Genomic DNA, 22,858 nt, shown 5'->3' with positions numbered 1-22,858 from the left:
TCATTGGCCTGTCCGGCCCGATTTGAGTGCCGCTTCGCGTATATGATCGAAGCGCATATCAAGGGTGTGGGGGTACTCCCCGCGTGGTACCGACGCGGTCACAGGTAATGAACCCTGGGTATGACCGTGCGACCAGAACCGGGCCAGCCTGCGCGCCTCGGCTTCGTTGGCGTTAACCGGAAAATGTTCGTAGTTCCGGCCTGCCGGGTGTGAAACGTGGTAGGTACAACCGCCCAGTGAGCGGTCATTCCAGGTATCAACTATGTCGAACACCAGCGGCGCATGCACCGGAATCATCGGGTGCAGGGCAGATGGGGGCTGCCAGGCCCGAAAACGTACTCCGGCCACGGCTTCACCTTTGGTGCCGGTGGCATGCAGCGGAATCGGGCGACCGTTGCAGGTCAGCACATGGCGTTCCGGAGTCAGGCCACTGACCTTCAGTTGCAACCGTTCAACAGACGAGTCGACATAGCGAGCGGTACCGCCGCCACTGACTTCCTCGCCCAGCACGTGCCAGGGTTCGATCGCCTGCCGCAGTTCCAGTGAGATTTGGTCGTATTGCACCTGACCATAAAGCGGGAACCGAAATTCCAGGAAAGGCGCCAGCCAGTCGGGGTCGAAATCGAACCCGTGGTCGCGCAAGTCGGTGAGAATATCGAGCATGTCGGCCCATAAATAATGCGGCAGCAACCATCGGTCGTGCAGCGCTGTACCCCAGCGCACCAGCGGTTTGCGGTAAGGGTCGGCGGCGAACCGGGCGACCAACGCCCGAATCAGCAACTGCTGCATCACACTCATGCGTGCATGTGGCGGCATTTCAAAGCCGCGCAATTCGACCAGACCCAGGCGTCCGGTGGCACTGTCCGGCGAGTAGAGTTTATCGATGCAGAATTCAGCGCGGTGGGTATTGCCGGTAATATCTGTGAGCAGGTTGCGCAACAGCCGATCCACCAGCCAGGGCTGCGGCACTTCGCCCGGCGGCATTTGCTGGAATGCGATTTCCAGTTCGTACAGCGCTTCGTGGCGCGCTTCATCAATACGGGGTGCCTGGCTCGTGGGGCCCATGAACATGCCGGTAAACAGATACGACAGCGCCGGGTGGTGCTGCCAGTAGGTGACCATGCTGGCGAGCAGGTCGGGCCGGCGCAGGAACGGCGAATCCGTCGGTGTGGCGCCCCCGAGGGTAACGTGATTACCACCGCCGGTTCCGGTATGGCGACCATCGAGCATGAACTTGTCGGCACCCAGGCGGGTCTGACGGGCGGCTTCATAAATGGTTTCGGTCACCCGAACCACATCGGGCCAGTTGCTGGCCGGCATAATATTGACTTCAATCACGCCCGGGTCGGGTGTGATCATGAATTTTTCCAGGCGAGGATCCGAAGGCGGTGGATAGCCCTCTATGCCGACCGGTAGCTTGAGTTCTGCGGCGGTCTGTTCAACGCTGGCGAGCAGGTCAATGTAATCTTCGAGTTTGTCAACGGGTGGCATAAAGACAAAAAGCTGACCACCCCTGGGTTCCACGCAGAGTGCGGTATGAATGATGCCCTCGGCTTCATCAGTTAACGCATGCTGATCAAGGTGCTGTTCACTCACCGGATGTTGGGTGCCACTGTCTTTCTGCCAGGCGGTATAACGGGCTGCCACTTCACCATGAATGTCAGCCAGTGGCTGGCGCAATTCAAAGGCACTCGGTGGCTGGTGCTCTTCAGCCCGGTTGGCTTCTGGCAGGCTATCCAGCGGCAAACGCAACCCTATGGGCGAGTCGCCCGGAATCAGATAGAGGGCCTCGCGGCGCAGCGGCCACTCGCTGGATTGCCAGCGATCGCGACGCACATCACGCCCAAGGGGTAACACAAAACCGGTAATTTCATCCAAACCGCGTTGCAGCAAGGCCGCCAGACGACGCCGATTGTCGCTGTCTTTCAGGTCCTCCCTGCTTAAATCCACGTCGGTCGGTTGCTGCGCTTCCTGCAGCAAATAGTGGTAGGCGTCTTCATAACCGGGAATCAGAAACCGGTCACGTACGCCAAGTCGATTGGCGACCTGGGCAGCGAAGTTTCTGGCCGTATCAATGCTGACCGGTGCGGGCTTGGTTTTACCCTCTGTTGCGGTCGATTCATTAAAGGTCGCTAGCCATTGTTCGTTTTGCCACAGAGCTTTGCCATCCTTGCGCCAGTAACAGGCCAGCGCCCAGCGTGGCAGCGGCTCACCGGGGTACCATTTGCCCTGCTGGTAATGCACCAGACTGCCCGGTGCAAATTCAGCCCGAAGTTTGTGCAGCAGGGTTTCTGACAGGCGGCGTTTATCGTCGCCAAGGGCGGCGATGGTCCACTCCGGGGCGTCCATGTCATCGATAGATACAAAGGTCGGTTCGCCGCCCATGGTGAGGCGCAAATCCTGCTGGTTCAGCTGATCATCCACTTTATCGCCCAGGGCGAGAATGCCCTGCCATTGGTCTTCACTATAGGGCCGCGTTACCCGGGGGTCTTCATGAATGCGGGTCACACTCATCGAAAAGTTGAACTCGACCTCGCTCTTGTCACTCGCACCGGTAATGGGTGCAGCGCTGGTCGGTTCCGGTGTTGCCGCCAGGGGAATGTGCCCTTCGCCGGCAAACAGACCTGAGGTGGGGTCCAGCCCGATCCAGCCGGCTCCCGGCACAAACACCTCGGTCCAGGCGTGCAGGTCAGTAAAGTCGACCTCGGTTCCCGACGGACCATCGAGCGCTTGCTGATCGGCTTTCAACTGGATCAGATAACCGGAGACAAAACGCGCCGCCAGGCCCAGGTGCCGGAAAATCTGCACCAGAAGCCAGGCGGAATCACGGCAGGAGCCGCGTTTAATGTCGAGCGTTACATCGGAGTCTTGCACACCGGGTTCCATGCGCACCAGATACTCAATGTCTTGTTGCAGGCGCTGGTTGATGCTGACCAGAAAATCGGCTGTCGGTCGTTTATCGAGACTGACGCCCTTTAACCATTGCTTCAATAAAGGGCCGTCTTCGGAGACTTCGAGGTAAGGGGTCAGCTCTTTCTTCAAAGCGGCCGGGTATGTAAACGGAAACGCTTCGGCGTAATCTTCCAGAAAAAAGTCGAAGGGGTTGATGACCGTCATCGGCACGATCAGTTCCACATCCACTTGCAGAAAGCGGACTTTATCGGGGAACACAACGCGGGCCAGGTGATTGCCGAACGGGTCCTGTTGCCAGTTAATAAAATGCGGGCCACCGCTCACGTTTAACGAATAGGCATCAATCGGTGTCCGGCAGTGCGGCGCTGGCTTCAGCCGGATCAGGTGCGGGCTGAGAGCGACGGACCGGTCGAAGGCGTAGCGGGTGGAGTGCTTGAGCGCAACGCGAAGGGTCATGATTCCAATCCTTGAGAGTATGAGTTTGACGTAGCAATTGCTACGCCAGTTAGTGCTGGCTAAACCAATGATTCGGCGGTGAGGAGTGGCGTCGCACGGTGAATGATATCGTGCACCAGACTGAGCTTGCGCACTGCACCGGGTGAAAGCACGAAAGGGTATAAATCGCCATGTCCCATGCTTCGATTCAAACTGTTTAGAGCATAGGTCAATGGTAGCCAGTGCTCCAGCAGACGATCTATGTGCGTATCAAAATAGGGGTTAAAGTCCTGTTCGGCGCTCGTTTCGGCGTCTTCGGTCACCCTGGGTTGCAGGCTCAACCCGAACTGGTAGGCCGTTTCCAGAGTGTCGACCATGTGCAGGTAGTGAGCCCAGGTTTCCGCCCAGTCTTCCCAGGGGTGGGCACTGGCGTAGGCGCTAACGTGATGCTCCTGCCAGTTTGCAACCGCGCCCTGGCTGTACAAGGTATCGAGTGCCTGGCTGTAATCCTGTCGTTCATCGCCAAAACACTGCCTGAACGACTCGAGCCAGGGAGTATTCCAGACCAGTCGGTCCCAGTAATAATGCCCGGATTCGTGCCTAAAATGCCCCAACATGGTGCGATAGGGTTCGGCCATCTGGCTACGCATGGCCTCTCGCGCAACCGGATCGGCCTCGGCAATGTTCAGGGTGATAACGCCGTCTTCATGGCCAGTCATCACACGGCCACTTTCGTTAAACCGGGGCGCAGTATCGGCTAGAAACTGAAACGCCAACCCTTGTTGTTCATCGGTTTTGGGCGTCAGCGGCAAGTTCAGTTTCAGCAGGCTGTAAACCAGACGACGTTTTTCAGTTTCCAGCCGCGCCCAGAGCACCTTATTCGAATCAATACTGAGGTCAGGGATGGTCTGGTTAAGACGACAGGCCACGCAAAAATCTTCGGGTGACCCGTCCGGCAGCAGCCAGTTGCACACGCCCTGCACCGCATAATTACTGCACTGACGATAAACGCCACTGCCTCGCCAGCCGGTCGCCACAGACTGCCAGCGACCATCCCCCAGCGGTCTGATTGCCGACATCTCGAAGCGGTCGGGGTCGAACCCCAGCGCCGTGCCGCACTGGGTACACTGGGTGTTTTCGAAGTAAACCCGATGACCACAGGATTCGCACCGGAACAATTGCATATAATGTACTCAGTCGGGTGCTGTTGGTTTATCATCCATAGATATAACCTTTACCAGCCAGACTCAAGCGGTTTCGGAGAAACAGCCCGTAAACCCGGCACAACCACTTACCGATCGTCCAGCGGACACAGACCGATCATGCGCAATTCAGCCCCGTACAGCCCCCTGTTGCAACAACTACTAGCGGATTACCAGGCCGAACGACCACAGGGCACGCATCAGTACGATGACCTGGTCACCCGCGAGGGCCAATTCCGGGCACGCTGGCAGCCGCTGGTCGAAGAACTGGATGAACTGGGGCTGGATGGCCTGCAACAACGCACCCTGGAAGCCCAGAACCTCCTCTATGAAAACGGGGTCACCTTCAACGTTTACGAAGACGAGGTGCGCAAGCTGCGCTCCTGGCAACTGGACCCGATCCCGTATGTGATCAGCCCGCAAAGCTGGACCATGCTGGAACAGGGCCTGAAGCAACGGGCCCGGCTACTGGAATGCCTGGTGGCCGATCTATACGGCGAGCGGCGCGTGCTCAAAGACGGCATTCTGCCCCCCGAACTGATTTATACCCACCCGGGCTGGCTGTTCCCGGCCGCAGACAGCGGCAACCTGTATGAGCGCCCCCGGGTGATTTTTCAGGGCATGGATGTCATGCGCAACGAGCACGGCGAATGGCGCGTGCTGGGCGACTGGACTCAGGCTGCCTCGGGCGTCGGTTATTCTCTGGAAAACCGCATTATTCTCTCGCGCGCCCTGTCTCGACTTTACCGGGATGCGCCCCTGAGCCGCCTGGCTGGCTTTCTGCAGGCATATCATCGCTGTCTGTCGGAACTGGCGCCGCACCGTCGCGAGAACCCCAATATAGTTCTGTTCACCCCTGGCCCGGGCAGTTCGGGCTACTTTGAACACGCCTGGCTCGCCAACTACATGAATTTCTCACTGGTCGAGGGCGGTGACCTGGTGGTGCGGGATGGCCAGGTGTCGATGCGCACCCTGGGTGGCCTGAAGGCCGTTGATGTTATCGTCCGGCAAATCACCGACCCCTGGTGTGACCCACTGGAACTGCGCGGCGATTCGTTGCTGGGGGTTCCCGGCCTGATGCAGGCTGCCCGGCGTGGGGAAGTCGCCATAGCCAATAGCCTGGGCGTCGGGGTTCTGGAGCACCCGGCGCTGGCCGCCTTTTTGCCGGGCTTGTGCCAGTATCTGCTTGGTGAGCCCCTGCAACTGGCTGGCCGCGACGTGCTGTGGTGCGGTGAACCGAATTACCTGAGTACCGTGCTGAACGACCTGAGCGTCTGGCAGATACGGGCCGTGAACGACGTCACCCAGACCATCAAACCCGCTGAACTGATGCCCGACGCCCTGGCAAGCCTGCACCAATCGATCCTGCAGGCGCCACATCTTTATGTGGCAGAGCAACCGCTAAAACCCGCCTCTTCGCCAAGCTATAACCTGAAAGACAACAAGGTAACGCCACAACCCGTCTCTCTGCGGTTTTTCGCACTGGCAGACCCGGGCGATGGCACATCCGATCCGGAAAATCGTCAGCATCGCATCATGCCCGGCGGCCTGGCCTGGGTGGCTGAGCCGGGTACGCCGGTGATGGAAAGCACCATCGTCAAGGATATTTGGGTACTGTCACCGGTCGCTCAACCCCATGTCAGCCTGTTGCAACGCGCCAAGGGCCCCATTCTGGTGACCCGTGACGGGATGGATTTACCCAGCCGGGTGGCCGAAAGCCTGTTCTGGATTGGTCGCTACGGCGAACGTCTGGACAACCGCTCGCGCCTGATGCGGGAATCGCTCACCAGCCTGGTCGAGGAAGGCCAGTTGCGCCTGGCCGATACCCTGCTGCCCGATCTCTATACCGCGCTGAAACTGGATCTGCCGGAAGCTCTGGACCCGGAACGCGACCCGGCTATAAAACCCTCCGGCGAGCATCCACCAGCGGTCGAACAATTCATGATATTGCGCAAGAGCCTGCTGGGGCTGTTTCAGAATGCCGACGACGAAGGCTTGCCCAGAATGTTCAACGCCATGTTGCGTAACAGCCGTGCCGTACGCGACCACCTCGGTGACGATGCCTGGCGCACCATCAACACCCTGCATCAGACCTTCAGTGACCTGCCCAACACCCAGGGCGCCAACGCCGGACAGCGCAAACTGGAAGACATTATCACTCTGCTGGCTGCCTTCTTCGGGCTCTGCAACGAGACCATGCCGCACCACTTCGGCTGGCGTTTTATGGATATTGGCCGCATTACCGAACGCTGCATCGCCAGCCTGGAATTGCTGAAACTGGCGATGATCAGCGCCAGCAAACCGGGCACCGATCTATGGGAAACGGTATTGGCCACGACCGATAACTTAACGGTTTATCGGCGCCGCTACCGGTCGCAACTGTACCCGGCTGCCATTCTCGATCTGTTGTTGTTTGATGAAACCAACCCCCGCTCGGTGGGCTACATGCTGAAACGCCTGGAAACCCAGATCGAACATCTGCCCCACCCGGAAACCACCCCCTTTCGCAGCCAGGAAACCCGTCTGATCATTCAGGCCACCAGCTACCTGCACCTGGTCGACCTGGATACACTGACTGATCTGGAGAACTCAACCAAAGCACAGGCTGCGCTGGAAACCCTGCTCGACCAGCTACTGACACCACTGTGTGCCCTGTCGGATGCCATTTCGCACAGCCACTTTAGCCATGCAGAAACGCCGAAACAACTGGTCACCCTGCAAGGATCCGACACATGAAATACCAGTTGCGCCACACCACCCATTACGACTACAGCAGTCCGGTGACGCTCAGCCACAACGAAGCGCGCCTGCTGCCCAAAGACCTTGACTATCAGCATTGCAAGAACACTCGGCTGTCGATATCGCCCACGCCCCTGCGACAGCATGAGCGGCTCGATTTCTTTGACAATCGTATCGTCTACTTCGCCATTCAGGACATCCACGACAGCCTGGAGGTTACGATTCGCAGCCAAATCACCACACAACCCCGGCCAGCTCCTGCTGGAGATGTGGTACATACCGCCTGGGAAGCCGTGGTTGAACAACTGGCACCGGGCCGCGGTGGCGACGCAAAAGCAATAGACCCGGATAGTCTGGAGGCGCGGCTGTTCACCCTGAACTCGCCGTTCATTCACCGCAGCGAATCGCTGAGACAGTTCGCACTCGACTGCTTCACGCCGCAACGTTCCCTATGTGACTCGGTGCTGGACCTGAACCAGAGAATTTACCGGGAATTTAGCTACGACTCAGAGTACAGCACGCTGGCCACGCCCCTGGACGATGTATTGAAAGACCGCAAAGGTGTCTGTCAGGATTTCGCCCACCTGGCGATTGGCGCCCTGCGCTCAATTGGCCTGGCAGCGCGGTACGTCAGTGGTTATCTGGAAACCTTTCCCCCACCGGGGCAGGAAAAGCTGGTCGGCGCTGATGCGAGTCACGCCTGGTTAAGCGTCTTCATTCCGAACTGGGGCTGGCTCGATATCGACCCGACCAACGGCAGCCTGCCCGGTGAACGCTATCTCACCCTGGCCTGGGGCCGGGACTACGGCGATGTCACACCCTTGCGCGGCGTGATGAATGGCGGCGGCGCGCATGAACTGACGGTTGAGGTGGATGTGCTACCACTGGAGAGTTGAAAGGCAGCGATCAAACGGAAAAATTTACCCGGTAATGTTCTCAGAGCGCACCAACGCCTCAAACTCGGCCGCCGGCAACGACTTGGCAAACAGATATCCCTGAAAGATTCGACACCCCATAGCCACCAGTTCGTCGCGTTGATCCGGTGTTTCAACCCCTTCTGCTACAACATCGAGGCCGAGATTGGTGCCGAGTGTCAGAATGGTTTGAGCAATGGCTCTGGATTGCGCCTGTTCGGCGACTTCGCGCACAAAGCTGCGGTCAATCTTCAACTGCGAAAGCGGCAAGCTGCGCAGGTAGGAGAGCGATGAATAGCCGGTGCCAAAATCGTCGAGCGAGAACGTCAGCCCCAGCGCCACCAGCTTATCCATGGTTGTGATGACATCGTCGAGGTTCACGGCCAGCAGAGACTCGGTTATTTCGAGTTTCAACTGCCTGCAAAGCTGGGGTTGAAAGTCGACCAGGCTGGCAACAAAGCTGGCAAAGCCCGGGTCTCTGAATTGCTTCATGCTGATGTTGACCGACATTGGCAACTGGCCGAGCAAAGGGTCATCCTGCCAATTCTGAAGTTGCTCGCAGGCCAGGCTGAGAATCTTTCGACCAAGGCGGACGATCAAGCCACTCTCTTCAGCGAACGGAATAAAAACGCCGGGCAATAGCAGCCCCCGTTCCGGGTGATTCCAACGCACCAGCGCCTCGCAGGCAACCGGCTTCTGGTTGGCGTCAACCAATACCTGGTAATGGAGTTCGAACTGATCATTCAGCAGGGCCTGTCTCATGTCGTGCAATAGGCTGGTTCGCTGGACTGACAGAACTTCGAGGTGGTTGTCGTAAAAACGAATGGTGTTACCACCGGATGCCTTGGCACGGCGAATGGCTATGTCAGATTGTCGCAACGGGACTTCTACGTCGGTAATTTCTCCGTCGAAAATGCTGATGCCGAAACTGATGCTGACGTGAACCCGCTGACCATCAAGCTCATAAGGCTCCGTACAGACCTCATTTAATGTTTCACACAGTTTTTTAACACGGGTAAGGGTATCAGTCAGTTCTGAAGAAACGCTGTCAACCAGCACCGCAAACTCGTCGTCACCTAGCCGGGCGAGTGAATCGCTTTCCGGAATAAAGCGTCGCAATCGCTCCGCCATCTGGCTGAGCAGCTCGTCACCGCAAAGATGCCCGTATTCCTCGTTCAACGACTTGAAACGATCGAGATCAATAATAATCAGCGCATTGTAAAGCGATGAACGCTGGCTGGATCGCAGACTCTGGCGAATGCGTTCGCGAATCAGTGACCGGTTGGCAAGCCCGGTTAGCGTATCGAAAAATGCCAGACGATCAATTTTTTGCTCGGCACGCTGGCGTTGCAGTAGGCTGCAAATATTGCCCGCCAACAGCCGTATGGCCGCTATTTCGTCATCGCTCCAGGATTTGTGGGTGCGCACCAGATCGAGCCCTAACATCCCAAACAGGCCATCTTTGGTATTCATGGGTACCATCAGAGCCGACTGCACGCTCTGGTGTGCCAGTATGCCGTACTCAACGCTGTCGGAGGGGATGTCGTTTACCTGAGGAATATGAACCGGTTTTGCGTCGTTGAACGAACGCAGCCAGTTTGGAAAGATGTCCGCTTCGAGGTTCTGCAAACCTTCGATCTGTTCAGTCACCCCTTCGGCACACCATTCGTGGGTATTGCTGCACAGCCGGGCATCGTCTGAAAACAAAAAGATGTAACTTCTGTCAGCATTGAAATAACGGCCAACCCGATCCAGCGCCTGTTGAATAACCTTGTCGACTTTGTGATGAGGCGTCGCAACAAACTGCGCAGAAAGACTGGAAATCATCTCCAGAAAGGTTTTCCAGGATAGGTCAGACTCGCGTCGCATCGAACTGGTGACCTCTTGCAAAAACGGTTAAAGGGGTGTCACAACTACACACAGGCCTTCACAGTGATCTTACATTAGCTCAATGGGCCGGCTTTGGCGACTCACGGCCAACATTCATCCGACCGGAGATTGAAAAACAGATGATTGAAACAGTGTACGAGACTTCTTGGCAAAATCAAAGTCCGGTGGGGATGGGCTATGTAGAACTTTTGTCTAGGTTTTACACTGAAAACAGAAATACTGTAAAGCCTTGGCTCGTTAAGAAAGCCGCCTGAACTACAGCTTTGCTTCTTTACTGCTTAATAAATGAGACACATACAAAAAAGGCCCTGCCTAAGCAGAGCCTTTCGTAGAATCAATCAGCCCTTACAGCGGGGTGATGTTCTCAGCCTGAGGACCTTTCTGGCCTTGAGTTACGGTGAACTCAACTTTTTGGCCTTCGGTCAGGGTTTTGAAGCCAGAGCCAGTGATAGCACTGAAATGTGCGAAAACGTCTTTGCCGCCTTCCTGCTCGATGAAACCAAAACCTTTTGCTTCGTTAAACCACTTAACGGTGCCAGTTACTGTAGACATAGTCGTATTCCTATCAATTAACAATTGTGCCCGAAATTGAGCTCTTTTAGCATAAAAATTGGAGCTGACGTACTTAAGAACTTCAAGGCAGGAATAAAACTAAACCGGCATGGAGCAATTAAACTATCTTGCGTCTTTCTTTTTAAGCTGTGACCAAGGATATAGATTCCACCGATGATGTCAAAGGTTTCTCAGCACCCAAACGCAAATATTTCGAACGCTGGTTCTAACTGCTTGATTTGATTACATTTGGGCTTTCAAAAAAATGTTGAAGGCGTTATCCCGTGATGAAATTCACCCCCCTTCCAGCCTTACCTGGTGCTCAGCCTGGCCACGAATACCCACAGGGTACTGAAACACCCTCCCGCCCAACCCATCATCTGCCTCCAGCCCTTGGGCAGCCGTCGTTACATAGAGTGTATCCAGCGCTTCCCCGCCCAAAGCAGGACAGGTTGTTTGCGGGGTCGGCAGCGTTACCACCTGCTGCTCTCTGCCCTCCGGGCTGTAGCGAACGACACGGCCAGCGCCCCATTGGGCACTCCAGATATCGCCCCGGGCATCCACAATAGCGCCGTCCGGGTTAAGCCCCTGGGCAGCAAAATCGATCACGCGTTGCTTGTCGCCTGAGGGCCAGCCATGAACCGGGTCGAGTGGCTGACGCCATAATTGCCCCTCGGCGGTGTCGGTCCAGTAGGCACAGGTGGCATCTGGCGCGAAACAGATGGCATTGGGGATGCTCAGATCAGACACCAGCTTTTTCAGTTCACCCTGGTAATACCGATAGAGGCTGCCTGCCCCTACCTCTCCCTGCCAGCCCATGGTGCTGATCCAGAACCCGCCCCAGGGGTCGGCCCGCCCGTCATTACTGCGGGTTGCAGGGTTATTGGCTTCAAGCGAGTGCACGGGAACCCGTTCAGCACTGATCAGATCAAACCTGAACAGCATGGACTCGCTGGCAATCAGCAACTCGGTCTTACTGATCCAGCCTGCCGCCGAGACCGCCTCATCAAACGACCAGCTTATTGCCTCACCCCGCTGACGGCTATGCAGCCGGTTTTCCAGGATGTCGAACCAGAACAGCTGTTGTCGACGTGGGTGCCACAAGGGCCCCTCCCCCAGCTGACAACAACGGTCATCAAAAACACTCGGTGCGGACATGACGCTTGGATTCCTCTGGCTTGTGTAACCGGTTTCATTTCAGTAAACTCTACGGAGTTACCGGTAACATTACAAGCCAGACCGCTTACCTTGCTCGCACTGAACAGGCACCAGGAGCCATAACAATGATAAAAGCCACCGAGGCTGGCCAGCGTTTTGAGTTAAATAGCCCCACCACCATGCCACGCGCTGCCGGATTCCTTTGGAACCCGAAAATGATGATACAGATGAACTGCCGGGGTTTTGCCACTGCACAGTTCATGCAGCCTGAACCGGCCAAGTACATCTATGCGCCCAACCTTGAAGCCAGAACCTTCATGCAGCCCGAGCAACCTTACTACGCTCATCATCCGGGCCGGTTCTTTTACATTAAGGATGAACGCAGCGGCGAACTCTTTTCCGCACCCTATGAGCCGGTTCGGGCCACACCGGACCGCTTTGTGTTTTCGGTGGGCCAGAGTGACATTCGCTGGCGCATACTCTACTCCGGTATAAACATTGAACTGACCCTGAGCCTGACCGAGGACGACGTGGTCGAATTGTGGCAGGTAAAACTGATCAACGAATCCGACCGGACGCGAGCGCTCAGCTTTTACCCGTACACCCCCTTTGGCTATATGAGCTGGATGAATCAGTCAGCCAGCTACTGCAAAGATCTGGGCGGCATCGTTGCGCGGTACGTCACGCCCTATCAGAAAGTAGATGATTATTTCAAACAAAGAGACTTTCAGGAGCTCACCTATTTTCTGCACGACCAGCCACCATTGAGCTTTGAGACCCAGCGTGAACAGTTTGAGGGCGAAGGTGGCCTGCACCGGCCGGATGGCGTGCAACAGGCAACGCTGTCAAAGGGAGACGCGCTTTACGAATCACCGGTTGCAGCCCTGCAATACCGGCTTGAACTCGAACCGGGAGGCCAGCAGGAGTACCGTTTTCTGATCGGCCCGGCACGGGATGCGGCACACATTCGACAGATTCGGGAGCGCTATTTCAGCGCCCCGGATTTCAGCGAGGTTCAATCCCGTTATGCCCGCTATATTGGCCAGGGAGAAGGCGTGCTCCATATCGAAACACCCGATGCCCTGCTGAACGATGTTGTTAACCACTGGCTGCCACGCCAGGTGTTTTATCACGGCGATGTAAACCGGCTGAGCATGGATCCGCAAACCCGGAATTACCTGCAAGATGCATTGGGTATGGTTTATATCAACCCCCGGGTTACCCGTGACGCCCTGGTCTACGCCCTCAGTCAGCAGGAAGCATCCGGTGCGATGCCTGATGGCATTCGCCTGAGCGCCGAGACAGAATTGAAATACATCAACCAGATACCCCATACCGACCATTGTGTCTGGCTACCGATTACGTTGCAGGCCTACCTTGCTGAAACCGGTGATTACGACTTACTGTCACAACTGGTCAGCGATTGGCAGGGTGACGGCCAAAGCACGGTGTTCGACCGCATGTCGCAAGCCATGCGCTGGCTGATGCAGGGGAGGGATGAACGCGGGCTCAGCTACATCGCCCAGGGCGACTGGTGCGACCCGATGAATATGGTCGGCTACAAGGGCAAGGGCGTGTCTGGCTGGCTGAGTGTGGCGACCTCCTATGCCCTTAAACTCTGGGCGCAGGTGTGCCAGCACCAGGGGGACAGCGGCGTTGCTGAGGAATGCCTTGCCTGCGCCGGTGAGATCGACACAGCCGTAAACCGGCATCTGTGGGACGGCCAGTGGTATGGCCGGGGCATTACCGACGATGGCGTCGCGTTCGGCATCAGCGACGATGCCGAGGGGCGCATTTTTCTTAACCCGCAAAGCTGGGCGATTCTGGCCGGTACCTGCTCAGAAGCACAGCAATCGTCAATGATTGCAGCCATTGAAGCCCAGCTGGAAACCCCCTACGGCGTCATGATGTTTGCGCCAGCCTACACCGCCATGCGCGATGACGTGGGCCGGGTCACCCAGAAACACCCCGGTTCGGCTGAGAACGGATCGGTTTACAATCACGCAGCGGCCTTCTATGCCTACAGCCTTTATCAGACCGGTGAAACGGATCGTGCCTACCGGTTGATTCGACAGATGATTCCCGGCGATTCCGATGCTGACTACCGCCAGCGCGGCCAAATGCCGGTATATATTCCCAACTATTATCGGGGTGCCTATTACCAGTTTCCGCGCACGGCTGGCCGGTCCAGTCAGTTGTTCAACACCGGAACCGTTGCCTGGGTCTATCGAACGTTGATCGAGTCGCTCTTCGGATTAAGAGGCACGCAGGATGGCTTACTGATTCGCCCTGCTCTGCCGACAGAATGGGGCGAGGTTAAGGTGGTTCGGCAATTCCGGGGGGCCCGTTTCGGCGTGCGCTATCTGCGTACGGCCGAGTCAGACCAGAAAGGCATTTGGGTAGACGGACATCGCCTCGAAGGCGATTGTATAACCGACATTCGCCCGGGCAAACTATACCAGGTGAAAGTCGTCTGCTGAGCCTTTCCAATAGATGCGGCGATTCAGCCGCCATAAAACATTGTCACCGAAAGGTTCCTGCTATAGACTCGCCAAAGTTACCGGTAACAAAGCAGATCGCATAAAATTGTTACCGGTAACATAAGGCACCAATAACAACAAACCTCGCAGGAGATACCAATGAACACAGCCGTTAAATTGATCGCAGGGATTGTCTCATCAACCCTCGCTACGGGCGCTTTCGCCGCTGAGTACAATTTCAAATTCCAGTCGTCGGATCCGTCCGGCGTAAAGAACTTCCAGATTAAACAGGAATGGGCCGATCGCGTTGAAGCCATGACCGACGGTCGGGTTTCCATCGAAATCATGCCGGTGGGCAGCGTGGTCAGCCACACTGAAACGCTGGATGCGATTGAAGCGGGCATTCTGAACGGTCACATTTCCGTTACCGAATACTTCTCCGGTAAAGACCCGGCCTTTGGCCTGATTGGCAACACCGTAGGCGCCTGGTCAAACCCGAACCAGTTGATCAGCTATATCTATTACGGTGGTGGCTATGAACTGATGAATGAACTTTACGAGCCGTATGGCGTGAAGTTTGTTGGCGGTGGTGCCACGGGCCTCGAAGCCTTTGTTTCCAGCGTACCGCTGGACAGCGTAGCGGATCTGGAAGGCCTGAAACTGCGGGCACCTGAAGGCCTTGTACAGTCGGTATTTGCCGCCGCCGGCGCTTCACCGGTCAACTTGCCAGGCTCCGAAGTGTTCACCGGGCTGAGCAAAGGCGTAATCGACGCTGCAGATTACACCGTTTTTTCAACCAACCACGCGGCAGGTATGCACGAAGTTGCACCCCACCCGGTCTACCCCGGTTTCCACTCCCTGCCATTGCTGGAAGTGGTCATGAATCTCGATGAGTGGAACGAATTGCCCGCTGACATTCAAACTATTTTCACCACCTCAACGCGTGACTTTGCCTATGACATCAGCACCCAACTGGCGATGGCTGATGTTGATGCCGTAAAAGAAGCCCGTGCGAACCCGGAGATCACGATCCACAACTGGTCGGATGAAGAACGCATGAAGTTCCGTGGCATCGCTCGGACCCAGTGGGAAAGATACGCCGAGCAGTCACCCAATGCTCAGAAGGTGTATGAATCGGTAACGGCTTACCTTGAATCCCAGGGCCTGCTGTAATCTGACCAGTTCATCGGAGCCCGGGGAACTGCCCCGGGCCTGGAGTCTAGCAATGCCCGATACCCCTGAAACCCTCCCTCTCCCCGAAGCAGAACGCGACGAAGACCTCGCGAGTAATGCGCTGGACCGCGGCATCGTCTGGCTCGGTTCGAAGCTCAGTATCCTGTTTGCTGTGGTAGCCATTGTCTCGACTTACGAGATCGTCATGCGCTACGTTTTTGACGACCCCACAACCTGGGTACACGAAACCGCAACATTTATCGGCGCCTCTCTGTTTATTTTTGGCGGTCTCTACGCCTTTGCCTCAGACAAACATGTTCGCGTTGTCCTGATTTACGATTCCGTTTCCGAACGCGCCCAATGCTGGTTGCGCATCCTGCATCATCTGCTCGGTCTCGGCTTTTCCGGAATGATGCTTTACGCCGGCTGGACCATGGCTCGCAAGGCCGTCTTTACTCCCTGGGGGGCCTTTCGACTGGAAACCAGCGGCTCCGCCTGGAACCCACCATTCCCGGCCTATCTGAAAGTTTTCATCCTTGTCGCTTTTGCGGTACTGACGCTGCAACTGGTGTTGCATCTTATTCGTGACCTGCGCCAACTGAGGAACGTCTGATGTTTGAATTGTCCTCCATCGGCATTGGATATGGCAGTCTGCTGATGCTTTCTCTGATGATCCTGCTGCTATTAACCGGTATGCAGCTGGCATTTGCTACTGGCTTTGTCGCGTTGATTTTCGCACTCGGGTGGTTTGGCCCGCCGGCGCTCGGCATTGTAACCAGTCGCATGTACAGTTTCATTGGCAGTTACGTTTTTCTGGCGGTCCCCATGTTCGTGTTAATGGCGGCGTTGCTGGATCATTCCGGCATCGCCCGCGACTTGTTCGACGCCATGAACCGTCTTGGACGCAAACTGCGCGGCGGTGTTGCCGTACAAACTCTGGTCGTCGCGATGATTCTGGCCTCCATGTCAGGCGTGATCGGTGGCGAAACCGTGTTGCTCGGCATACTGGCACTGCCACAAATGCTGCGTTTGGGTTACGACCGAAATCTGGCCATTGGCACCACCTGTGCCGGCGGTGCGCTGGGCACCATGTTGCCACCGAGCATCGTATTGATTATTTATGGCCTGACCGCCAATGTATCAATTGGCGATCTGTTCAAGGGTGCTTTTCTGCCCGCCTTTATTCTGGCCATGTTGTACATCGCTTACGTACTGATTCGCGTCCGCCTGAATCCGTCACTGGCACCCCTGCCAACTGAGCAGGAAGCAGAAGAAGCCCCAGCCCCGAACTTTATTAAAGCCCTACTGTTCCCGATTCTCTCGGTCGTGACTGTGCTGGGCAGCATTTACAGTGGCATCGCTTCCGTTACCGAAGCATCGGCACTCGGCGCAGTCGGCATAGCTATCAGCACTTTGATCCGCGGCGAACTGACCTTCGACATGGTGCGCAAGGCCACCATGACCACACTGCGTACCTGCGGCATGATCATCTGGATTGGCATCGGCGCGACGGCACTGGTCGGCGTATACAACCTGATGGGCGGCATCGAATTCGTTCGAGACTCCATCTTCGCCGTCAGCGGCGGCCATGGGCTGACCACCATTTTGTTCATGATGGTCATTTTGCTGGTGCTGGGCATGTTCCTCGACTGGGTAGGTGTGGCACTGCTAACCATGCCAATCTTTGTGCCCATCATCATCGAACTGGGCTATAGCCCTATCTGGTTTGGCGTTGTCTTCTGCATGAACATGCAGGTGTCGTTTCTTTCTCCACCCTTTGGCCCGGCTGCTTTTTACCTAAAATCAGTTGCGCCCAAAGGCATTACCCTGGGCCATATTTTTACCTCACTGATGCCCTTCATCGGCTTACAACTGATTGCACTGGCATTGCTCATCGCCTTTCCTCAACTGGCCTTGTGGTGGGAATAATATGACCAGAGACAACAGATTGAACACCCCCTGCATTATCGTGATGGGCGTATCGGGCAGCGGCAAAAGCCTGGTGGGCTCGCGACTCGCAGAGGCCCTTGCTCTGCCTTTTTTCGACGCCGATGATTTCCACAGCCAGGCTAACATCGAAAAAATGAGCAGCGGTATCCCGCTTTCCGATGCCGACAGAGCCGACTGGCTCAATGACCTGGCCGCGTTAATTCAGCGTCAGCCCGGTCTGGTACTCGCCTGTTCGGCGTTGAAGATCGACTATCGCGACCGATTGAGACACGCCGCACCAGACACAACGTTTGTTTACCTCAAAGGAGACATCGATACCATCTGGTCTCGTCATTCACAGCGCGAAGATCACTACTTTTCCGGAAGAAGGATGCTGGAAAGTCAGTTCGAGCAGCTGGAGGCTCCATCTGAAACCGAAGCCCTGATCATTGACATCGCTCAGTCAGCAGAGGCGGTGATAGGCGATTGTTTGAGCAAGTTACAGACTCGTTACGAACAGCTTCAGTGGCCACAGTAGACCAATCAATCAGCCAGATTCAGGCAAACTACATTGCGTATTTTGACCGACTCGCCTGCCATGAAACTGCAGGTGACGCCAACCGTTGAGCTACAAGGATGTAACTCGCACACAGGCAGGGCGATTTTTTGAATCCTATTAGATGGTTCCGCCAGCTTCTATTCGATACCCGAGATCAATAATCGGTTTTTCAAACGGCCGCCCTTGAATTCGGCCCATCAATTCGTACGCAGCCCTTTCACCCACGGCCTCCCGGGGGGTTATGACACTGGCGAGACGGGGTGACATTACCTGACCGACGTCGTGTCCGTGAAAGCCGGCTATCGCCATCTGCTCCGGTACTTTTACGCCACGCTTCATGCACTCGAAATAGGCGCCCACGGCAACATCGTCGTTGGTGCAAAAGATGCCGTCCGTTTCCGGATACTCCTCCAGTACACTGGCCATGAGACTGGCACCCACGCTGTATGAGGACCGGGACGTAATGCGCAGTGTCTGAGGTGTCAGACCATGTTCAGCCATTGCACGCTGGTAACCTTCCTGGCGTTGCAGAGTGCGGGCATCGAGCCGAACCGCCAGATACAAAACCTGTTGACGGCCACGTCGAATCATCTCACAGACCATGTCGTAGGACGCTTCAACATTATCGAAGCCAACCGCCTGCTGAAAGGGACGAGTTCGCGAATCCATAATCTCAACGGCAGGAATACCTGCCGTGTCGAGCATGCGGATGGTACGTTGGGTATGCTGACTTTCCGACAATATCACCCCGTCAACGTTGTAGGACAGCAAGGAGGCAAGACTGCGCTCTTCTGTTTCAATACTATACCCATAATGGGACATCATCAGGTGGTAGCCAGCCGGTTCTGTGACTTTTTCAATACCCATGATCACGTCAGCAAACACCTGATTGGTTAACGACGGCAACAAGACACCAATGGCTCGGCTGGTTGATCTGGAAAGCATGTCGGGGCCGCGATTGGGGATATATCCCAGCTCTTCTGCAGCCGCAAAAATGCGTTGTCGCAAGTTCTCAGACACCGCATCCGGAGTACGCAAACAGCGACTAACCGTCATTTTGGTAGCGCCTACCCGGTCAGCAATATCCTGTAATGTTGGTCGTCTGTGTTTCACAAAATCAGTTAATCCATACCCGTAAAGACTAATATGATACACCTAATCGAGACATATGCAGGCGCGGATGTCACATCACTGGCGTCTACGTCTGGTAAATCAAGGCAATCACCATTCGGCCACAACGTCCTAATGCGGGATACCAGGTAACGATACTAATACAGAATGAAACCAAGCTGGCGTGCTTTCAGGACGGCCTGCGTTCGGTTATCGCATTTGAACAGCCCCAGAATGTCAGAGACATATTCCCGTACTGTGGTGGGAGCAATGTTAAGTCTGGCTGCGATCTCCTTGTTGGGGAGCCCCTGGGCCAGTAATTCGAGGGTATCTATCTGGCGGGGTGACAATGCTACGACGTCGTCGTTGTCGCGACCACTGAGAATAACAACTTCGCCTTCCATGACATCTCTGAGCGCCCGAACCATCATGGCGCGCGAACTGGTTTTTGCGATAAAACCATCGGCTCCGAGCTGCAGCATCTGCTGGATGCTGGCCTGGTAATCAACCGTAGACACCACCACCAGCGGAAGTGCCGGATAACGGGCTTTGATCTCTTTCAGCCCGTTGAGGCCACTGGTGCCTGGAATATGAATGTCAAACAACACCAGAGCTACGTCTGTATGGGCGTCGAGCAAGGAGAGCGTCGTGGGAAAATCACCCGATTCAATCACCTGAACGCCCGGAAATGCCTCAATCACCAGAGTACCCAGTGCATCCCGATACAGCTCGTGATCTTCAGTAATCACTATTTTCACGGTCATAATCTCGACTCTTGTGGTCGCATTACTGCTAATAGAACGGTAGCCATGAGGTCAAGTTTCACTGGGCAGCGACAGCTTGCGGTGCCTGAGACTGACGCTTTCGTGCAGCGAAGTTCAATAGGGCGCGCAACTGAGCGGGTATCACCGGCGCCGACAAGGCAACCCAGTGCTCGGGCAACGCGAACCCGGGTTTGCAAATACAGGCGGCCACGCAGTCTTGTGTCAGAACGTCGGCTCGACCAGATAACAGAGCGATGTCTCGCTGATTGGCGTCGTCACACAACACGATATCCACCGGCACTCCAGCCTGCAGCACCTCGTCCGCTGAGTTGAAAATCAATACCGAACAATTCCATTGTTTCAGCCGATCCCACACCGGATCTCTCAGACCGGTATTCCCCAGCACCAGTGCCACGACAAACTTACTGTTTCTCGCTGATGATGTTTCGGGATCTCTGCGCAGAGCCGTTTCTTCCGCCAACGGAGCATGGATCGCGAAACAACTGCCTTCACCGGGCACTGACGTTAACGACACCGGATGATCCAGCAACTGGGATATGTGTCTGACGATCGACAAACCAATGCCAGAGCCGCTCGTTGTATCCGGAGCGTCCAGTGAACGGTGATAAATATCGAAAATGACTTCCTGATCCTCACTGGCAATACCGCAGCCAGTGTCGATAACTTCTATGACCACCTGGTTGCCGAGGTTACGGCAAACCACCCTCACCTTGCCCGCGTCGGTGTACTTTATAGCATTGGAAATGAGGTTACGCAGCATGCGCTCCAGTAAGACCGGATCACTGCGCACCTGCAACGATTCGGCTTCGAAACTCAGCCCAAGACGCCTGGACATGGCCAACCCCAGATACTCACCCTGCAACTTTGAAAACAGACGTTCCAGTGACACGATTTCAAGGCCTGGCCTGATCACGCCGGACTCCAGCTTGGTCAGATCCATGATGGCGCTGAAGGATTCATTCATCTGGCGATGGGTTTCTTTGAGCCGTACAAACAGATCGTTGCCAGCTTGGCCATGAACATGGGGTTTCAAACATTCCATGTAGACATTCATCGAATGCAAAGGCTGACTGAGATCGTGACTGCTGTGCGCAATAAAGCGCGACTTAGCCTGACTGATCTGCTCCATGCGGTGCTTTTCTTCATTCAGCGCTTTGACACGCAAAACGATGGCGGCAATGTGCAGGACCATGTGCAAAATCTGAATATACAAAACATGGATCATCTTGTAGGAAACGACGATTTCCTCAACGACTCCCCGGGGGGCATTGACGACCCAGATCACCTGTACCATCGACAATACCATGGGTAGCCAGCCCAGTATGTACATCCAGTAATAACGCCCCTGTGACCGAACCCTGGAGAGGCCCGACCCCAGAATAACCAGCGAGACCGCGAAATAGTTCAGGGAATATACAAGTACGTTTGCGTTGAAAGAAAGCTGTGTACCAGCGAGCCCGACCAGCATCGTTGCCAGTACGGTGTAATAGAACACTGAGTATAATCGCCCTGACCGTCGGTTGATCTGCAGGAAACTGGCGGCAAAGGCGGTCATCGTCAGTAACGAGAACGTAACCAGCAACCAGAAAAATGCCGTTTTCTCGTAACTGGCTTGTCCCAAAATCGCTGGTAGGCTGCTATGTTCCAGGTAATAGCACAGCATCACCAGAGAGGATGCGGCACCCCAGAAAAACGTTTTGTCAGACGTCAAAGCCCAGGCAACAAAACCCAGTAGAATAATGCCCAGCATGATCCCGATGGCCAGCTTGAATGCAAAATCCATCTGCATTTGCCAGGGCTGATAAAAGTCTGCGCTCATCAGGCCGATGTAGGGTTTCCAGGTAACATGATTTGCGGACAACTCAACCATGATCTGATACGGCATGCCAGGTTCGAGACTGACCCTGACCGCACGTCCGATGGCATTGATTTCCGTGGCTCCGGAAGTCACCGTATTATCAATGGTATGAATGGTCTGACCATCCCAGTCCCTGATCAGGATGCGAGGTTGCTGAAAGCCGAAATTACTGATGTGCACGTACCAGTCACGGGTCTCAGTCTGATTAATAACGCGCGCAGATAACCAGTATCGGCTGTGCTGTCTGAAATTTGCGGTCAGACCGGCCCCCTGCTCACCCTTGAATTCGTAGGGTGCGTCTTCCAGCTTCTGCCCTATTGGAGCAGGCATGAAACCGGTCGAGTGGGTGTTGCTGGCGAGCGCGTAGCGAACATCCGTGCGGTCGAGGTCCAGCATCGACAGGTCGACATTCAAGTGTGAAGAAGCCGAGGGACGTTCAGCCTGAACCGGGTAAGCCAATAAGAGAACGAGGCAGAATAGCCCGCCAAATGTAACCAGCCCGGTGTGGGGTAGGAATGTCCTCAGGCCGAACGCAAGCAGATTCATAGCGGTGAAAGGTCCCTCTGACCAGAGCCAAATCGATAAATTACCGGCTCTGGTACGATGAGTAACGGGCAAAATGACCCGTTTTCACAGTGCTGTCAATATGGGGCGATTGATTTAAGCCCGGCAAGTATAAAACCGGTTAGGCTTCTTCTGCGCCCCAGATGTCAAAAAACGCGCACATTGTAATCTGCTATGAACCCAGCGCTCACCCGACATCTGTAGGGAATCCTGGCTTTCAAGCCCACTAGACCCAGCCCATTTCCTACCCACACAAAAAGCCCAAACCGTAATGTTCGGGCTTTGTGATGTTTTGTAGCTGGATTTAACTGTAGGCCACTTTTAACCAGGCAATAAAAAAGCCTGCTCATTACTGTTCGGGCTTTTTGTTTTGGTAGCGGGGGCGGGATTTAACCGGCCGGCGCTCCGGCTACGGCCTTCGGGTTATGAGCCCGACGAGCTAGCCTGATACCACTTTTTTTACCAGACATTAAAAAAGCCCGAACATTGCTGTTCGGGCTTTTTTGTTTGGTAGCGGGGGCGGGATTTAACCGGCCGGCGCTCCGGCTACGACCTTCGGGTTATGAGCCCGACGAGCTAGCCTGATACCACTTTTTA

The 22,858-nt window shown here is 55.5% G+C and carries 15 protein-coding genes; 7 read left to right on the top strand and 8 right to left on the bottom strand.

The genetic code is table 11. From position 1 onward, the window contains the following. On the bottom strand, window positions 1-3,369 hold the full coding sequence (locus ABJT94_RS15840; RefSeq protein WP_348476408.1) for a transglutaminase family protein: 3,369 nt from the start codon (window positions 3,367-3,369) through the stop codon (window positions 1-3). Between the two features lie 59 nt (window positions 3,370-3,428). Then, the gene (locus ABJT94_RS15835) at window positions 3,429-4,532 is read right to left on the bottom strand and encodes a putative zinc-binding peptidase (protein WP_348476407.1); all 1,104 of its coding nucleotides are present in this window, start codon (window positions 4,530-4,532) and stop codon (window positions 3,429-3,431) included. Window positions 4,533-4,670: 138 nt separating this feature from the next. On the opposite strand from ABJT94_RS15835, the gene ABJT94_RS15830 reads away from it, so the two are divergent. Both ABJT94_RS15830 and ABJT94_RS15825 read left to right on the top strand, forming a co-directional pair. Beyond that, on the top strand, window positions 4,671-7,286 hold the full coding sequence (locus tag ABJT94_RS15830) for a circularly permuted type 2 ATP-grasp protein (protein WP_348476406.1): 2,616 nt from the start codon (window positions 4,671-4,673) through the stop codon (window positions 7,284-7,286). Continuing rightward, entirely contained in the window at window positions 7,283-8,185 is a 903-nt protein-coding gene (locus ABJT94_RS15825; RefSeq protein WP_348476405.1) for a transglutaminase family protein, read from the top strand. Before ABJT94_RS15830 ends, ABJT94_RS15825 begins: the two co-directional genes overlap by 4 nt. Window positions 8,186-8,209: 24 nt before the next feature. Here ABJT94_RS15825 and ABJT94_RS15820 read toward each other — a convergent pair whose 3' ends face one another. From ABJT94_RS15820 to ABJT94_RS15810, 3 genes are all read right to left on the bottom strand, one after another. Beyond that, complete coding sequence (locus tag ABJT94_RS15820) at window positions 8,210-10,072, bottom strand: GGDEF domain-containing protein (RefSeq protein ID WP_348476404.1); 1,863 nt, start codon at window positions 10,070-10,072, stop codon at window positions 8,210-8,212. 366 nt (window positions 10,073-10,438) lie between these two features. Then, window positions 10,439-10,645, bottom strand: a complete 207-nt coding sequence (locus ABJT94_RS15815; protein ID WP_028671572.1) for a cold-shock protein — start codon at window positions 10,643-10,645, stop codon at window positions 10,439-10,441. A gap of 294 nt (window positions 10,646-10,939) precedes the next feature. Beyond that, the gene (locus ABJT94_RS15810; RefSeq protein ID WP_348476403.1) at window positions 10,940-11,803 is read right to left on the bottom strand and encodes an SMP-30/gluconolactonase/LRE family protein; all 864 of its coding nucleotides are present in this window, start codon (window positions 11,801-11,803) and stop codon (window positions 10,940-10,942) included. Window positions 11,804-11,928: 125 nt separating this feature from the next. Between ABJT94_RS15810 and ABJT94_RS15805 the strand changes: the two genes are divergently transcribed. From ABJT94_RS15805 to ABJT94_RS15785, 5 genes are all read left to right on the top strand, one after another. After that, a complete protein-coding gene (locus tag ABJT94_RS15805) occupies window positions 11,929-14,283 on the top strand; it encodes an NdvB protein (RefSeq protein WP_348476402.1) in 2,355 nt (784 codons plus the stop codon). A gap of 159 nt (window positions 14,284-14,442) precedes the next feature. Then, complete coding sequence (locus ABJT94_RS15800; RefSeq protein ID WP_348476401.1) at window positions 14,443-15,456, top strand: TRAP transporter substrate-binding protein; 1,014 nt, start codon at window positions 14,443-14,445, stop codon at window positions 15,454-15,456. A 52-nt stretch (window positions 15,457-15,508) separates the two neighbouring features. Beyond that, window positions 15,509-16,069, top strand: a complete 561-nt coding sequence (locus tag ABJT94_RS15795; protein WP_348476400.1) for a TRAP transporter small permease subunit — start codon at window positions 15,509-15,511, stop codon at window positions 16,067-16,069. Beyond that, entirely contained in the window at window positions 16,069-17,385 is a 1,317-nt protein-coding gene (locus tag ABJT94_RS15790) for a TRAP transporter large permease subunit (protein ID WP_348476399.1), read from the top strand. Before ABJT94_RS15795 ends, ABJT94_RS15790 begins: the two co-directional genes overlap by 1 nt. Before the next feature lies 1 nt (window position 17,386). Then, window positions 17,387-17,923 carry a gluconokinase gene (locus ABJT94_RS15785; RefSeq protein ID WP_348476398.1) on the top strand — a complete coding sequence of 179 codons (537 nt, stop codon included), beginning with the start codon at window positions 17,387-17,389 and terminating at the stop codon, window positions 17,921-17,923. 138 nt (window positions 17,924-18,061) lie between these two features. Here the strand turns inward: ABJT94_RS15785 and gntR are convergent, their stop codons facing one another. The 3 genes from gntR to ABJT94_RS15770 form a co-directional block, all read right to left on the bottom strand. Then, complete coding sequence (gntR, locus tag ABJT94_RS15780) at window positions 18,062-19,057, bottom strand: gluconate operon transcriptional repressor GntR (RefSeq protein ID WP_348476397.1); 996 nt, start codon at window positions 19,055-19,057, stop codon at window positions 18,062-18,064. Window positions 19,058-19,212: 155 nt separating this feature from the next. Then, complete coding sequence (locus ABJT94_RS15775) at window positions 19,213-19,818, bottom strand: response regulator transcription factor (RefSeq protein WP_348476396.1); 606 nt, start codon at window positions 19,816-19,818, stop codon at window positions 19,213-19,215. Window positions 19,819-19,876: 58 nt separating this feature from the next. Next, the gene (locus ABJT94_RS15770) at window positions 19,877-22,243 is read right to left on the bottom strand and encodes an ATP-binding protein (RefSeq protein ID WP_348476395.1); all 2,367 of its coding nucleotides are present in this window, start codon (window positions 22,241-22,243) and stop codon (window positions 19,877-19,879) included. Window positions 22,244-22,858 lie beyond the last annotated feature (615 nt).

The organism is Saccharospirillum sp. (assembly GCF_039982735.1).
Taxonomy (GTDB): Bacteria; Pseudomonadota; Gammaproteobacteria; order Pseudomonadales; family Natronospirillaceae; genus Saccharospirillum.
This window is presented reverse-complemented; position numbering and strand designations above follow the sequence as displayed.

What these genes read in the sequence shown, in the direction of transcription:
- ABJT94_RS15815 (WP_028671572.1), bottom strand. Translation starts at nt 10,645, where the DNA reads ATGTCTACAGTAACTGGCACCGTTAAGTGGTTTAACGAAGCAAAAGGT.
- ABJT94_RS15790 (WP_348476399.1), top strand. Translation starts at nt 16,069, where the DNA reads ATGTTTGAATTGTCCTCCATCGGCATTGGATATGGCAGTCTGCTGATG.
- ABJT94_RS15830 (WP_348476406.1), top strand. Translation starts at nt 4,671, where the DNA reads ATGCGCAATTCAGCCCCGTACAGCCCCCTGTTGCAACAACTACTAGCG.
- ABJT94_RS15825 (WP_348476405.1), top strand. Translation starts at nt 7,283, where the DNA reads ATGAAATACCAGTTGCGCCACACCACCCATTACGACTACAGCAGTCCG.
- ABJT94_RS15835 (WP_348476407.1), bottom strand. Translation starts at nt 4,532, where the DNA reads ATGCAATTGTTCCGGTGCGAATCCTGTGGTCATCGGGTTTACTTCGAA.
- ABJT94_RS15775 (WP_348476396.1), bottom strand. Translation starts at nt 19,818, where the DNA reads ATGACCGTGAAAATAGTGATTACTGAAGATCACGAGCTGTATCGGGAT.
- ABJT94_RS15795 (WP_348476400.1), top strand. Translation starts at nt 15,509, where the DNA reads ATGCCCGATACCCCTGAAACCCTCCCTCTCCCCGAAGCAGAACGCGAC.
- ABJT94_RS15770 (WP_348476395.1), bottom strand. Translation starts at nt 22,243, where the DNA reads ATGAATCTGCTTGCGTTCGGCCTGAGGACATTCCTACCCCACACCGGG.
- ABJT94_RS15785 (WP_348476398.1), top strand. Translation starts at nt 17,387, where the DNA reads ATGACCAGAGACAACAGATTGAACACCCCCTGCATTATCGTGATGGGC.
- ABJT94_RS15805 (WP_348476402.1), top strand. Translation starts at nt 11,929, where the DNA reads ATGATAAAAGCCACCGAGGCTGGCCAGCGTTTTGAGTTAAATAGCCCC.
- ABJT94_RS15820 (WP_348476404.1), bottom strand. Translation starts at nt 10,072, where the DNA reads ATGCGACGCGAGTCTGACCTATCCTGGAAAACCTTTCTGGAGATGATT.
- ABJT94_RS15810 (WP_348476403.1), bottom strand. Translation starts at nt 11,803, where the DNA reads ATGTCCGCACCGAGTGTTTTTGATGACCGTTGTTGTCAGCTGGGGGAG.
- ABJT94_RS15800 (WP_348476401.1), top strand. Translation starts at nt 14,443, where the DNA reads ATGAACACAGCCGTTAAATTGATCGCAGGGATTGTCTCATCAACCCTC.
- ABJT94_RS15840 (WP_348476408.1), bottom strand. Translation starts at nt 3,369, where the DNA reads ATGACCCTTCGCGTTGCGCTCAAGCACTCCACCCGCTACGCCTTCGAC.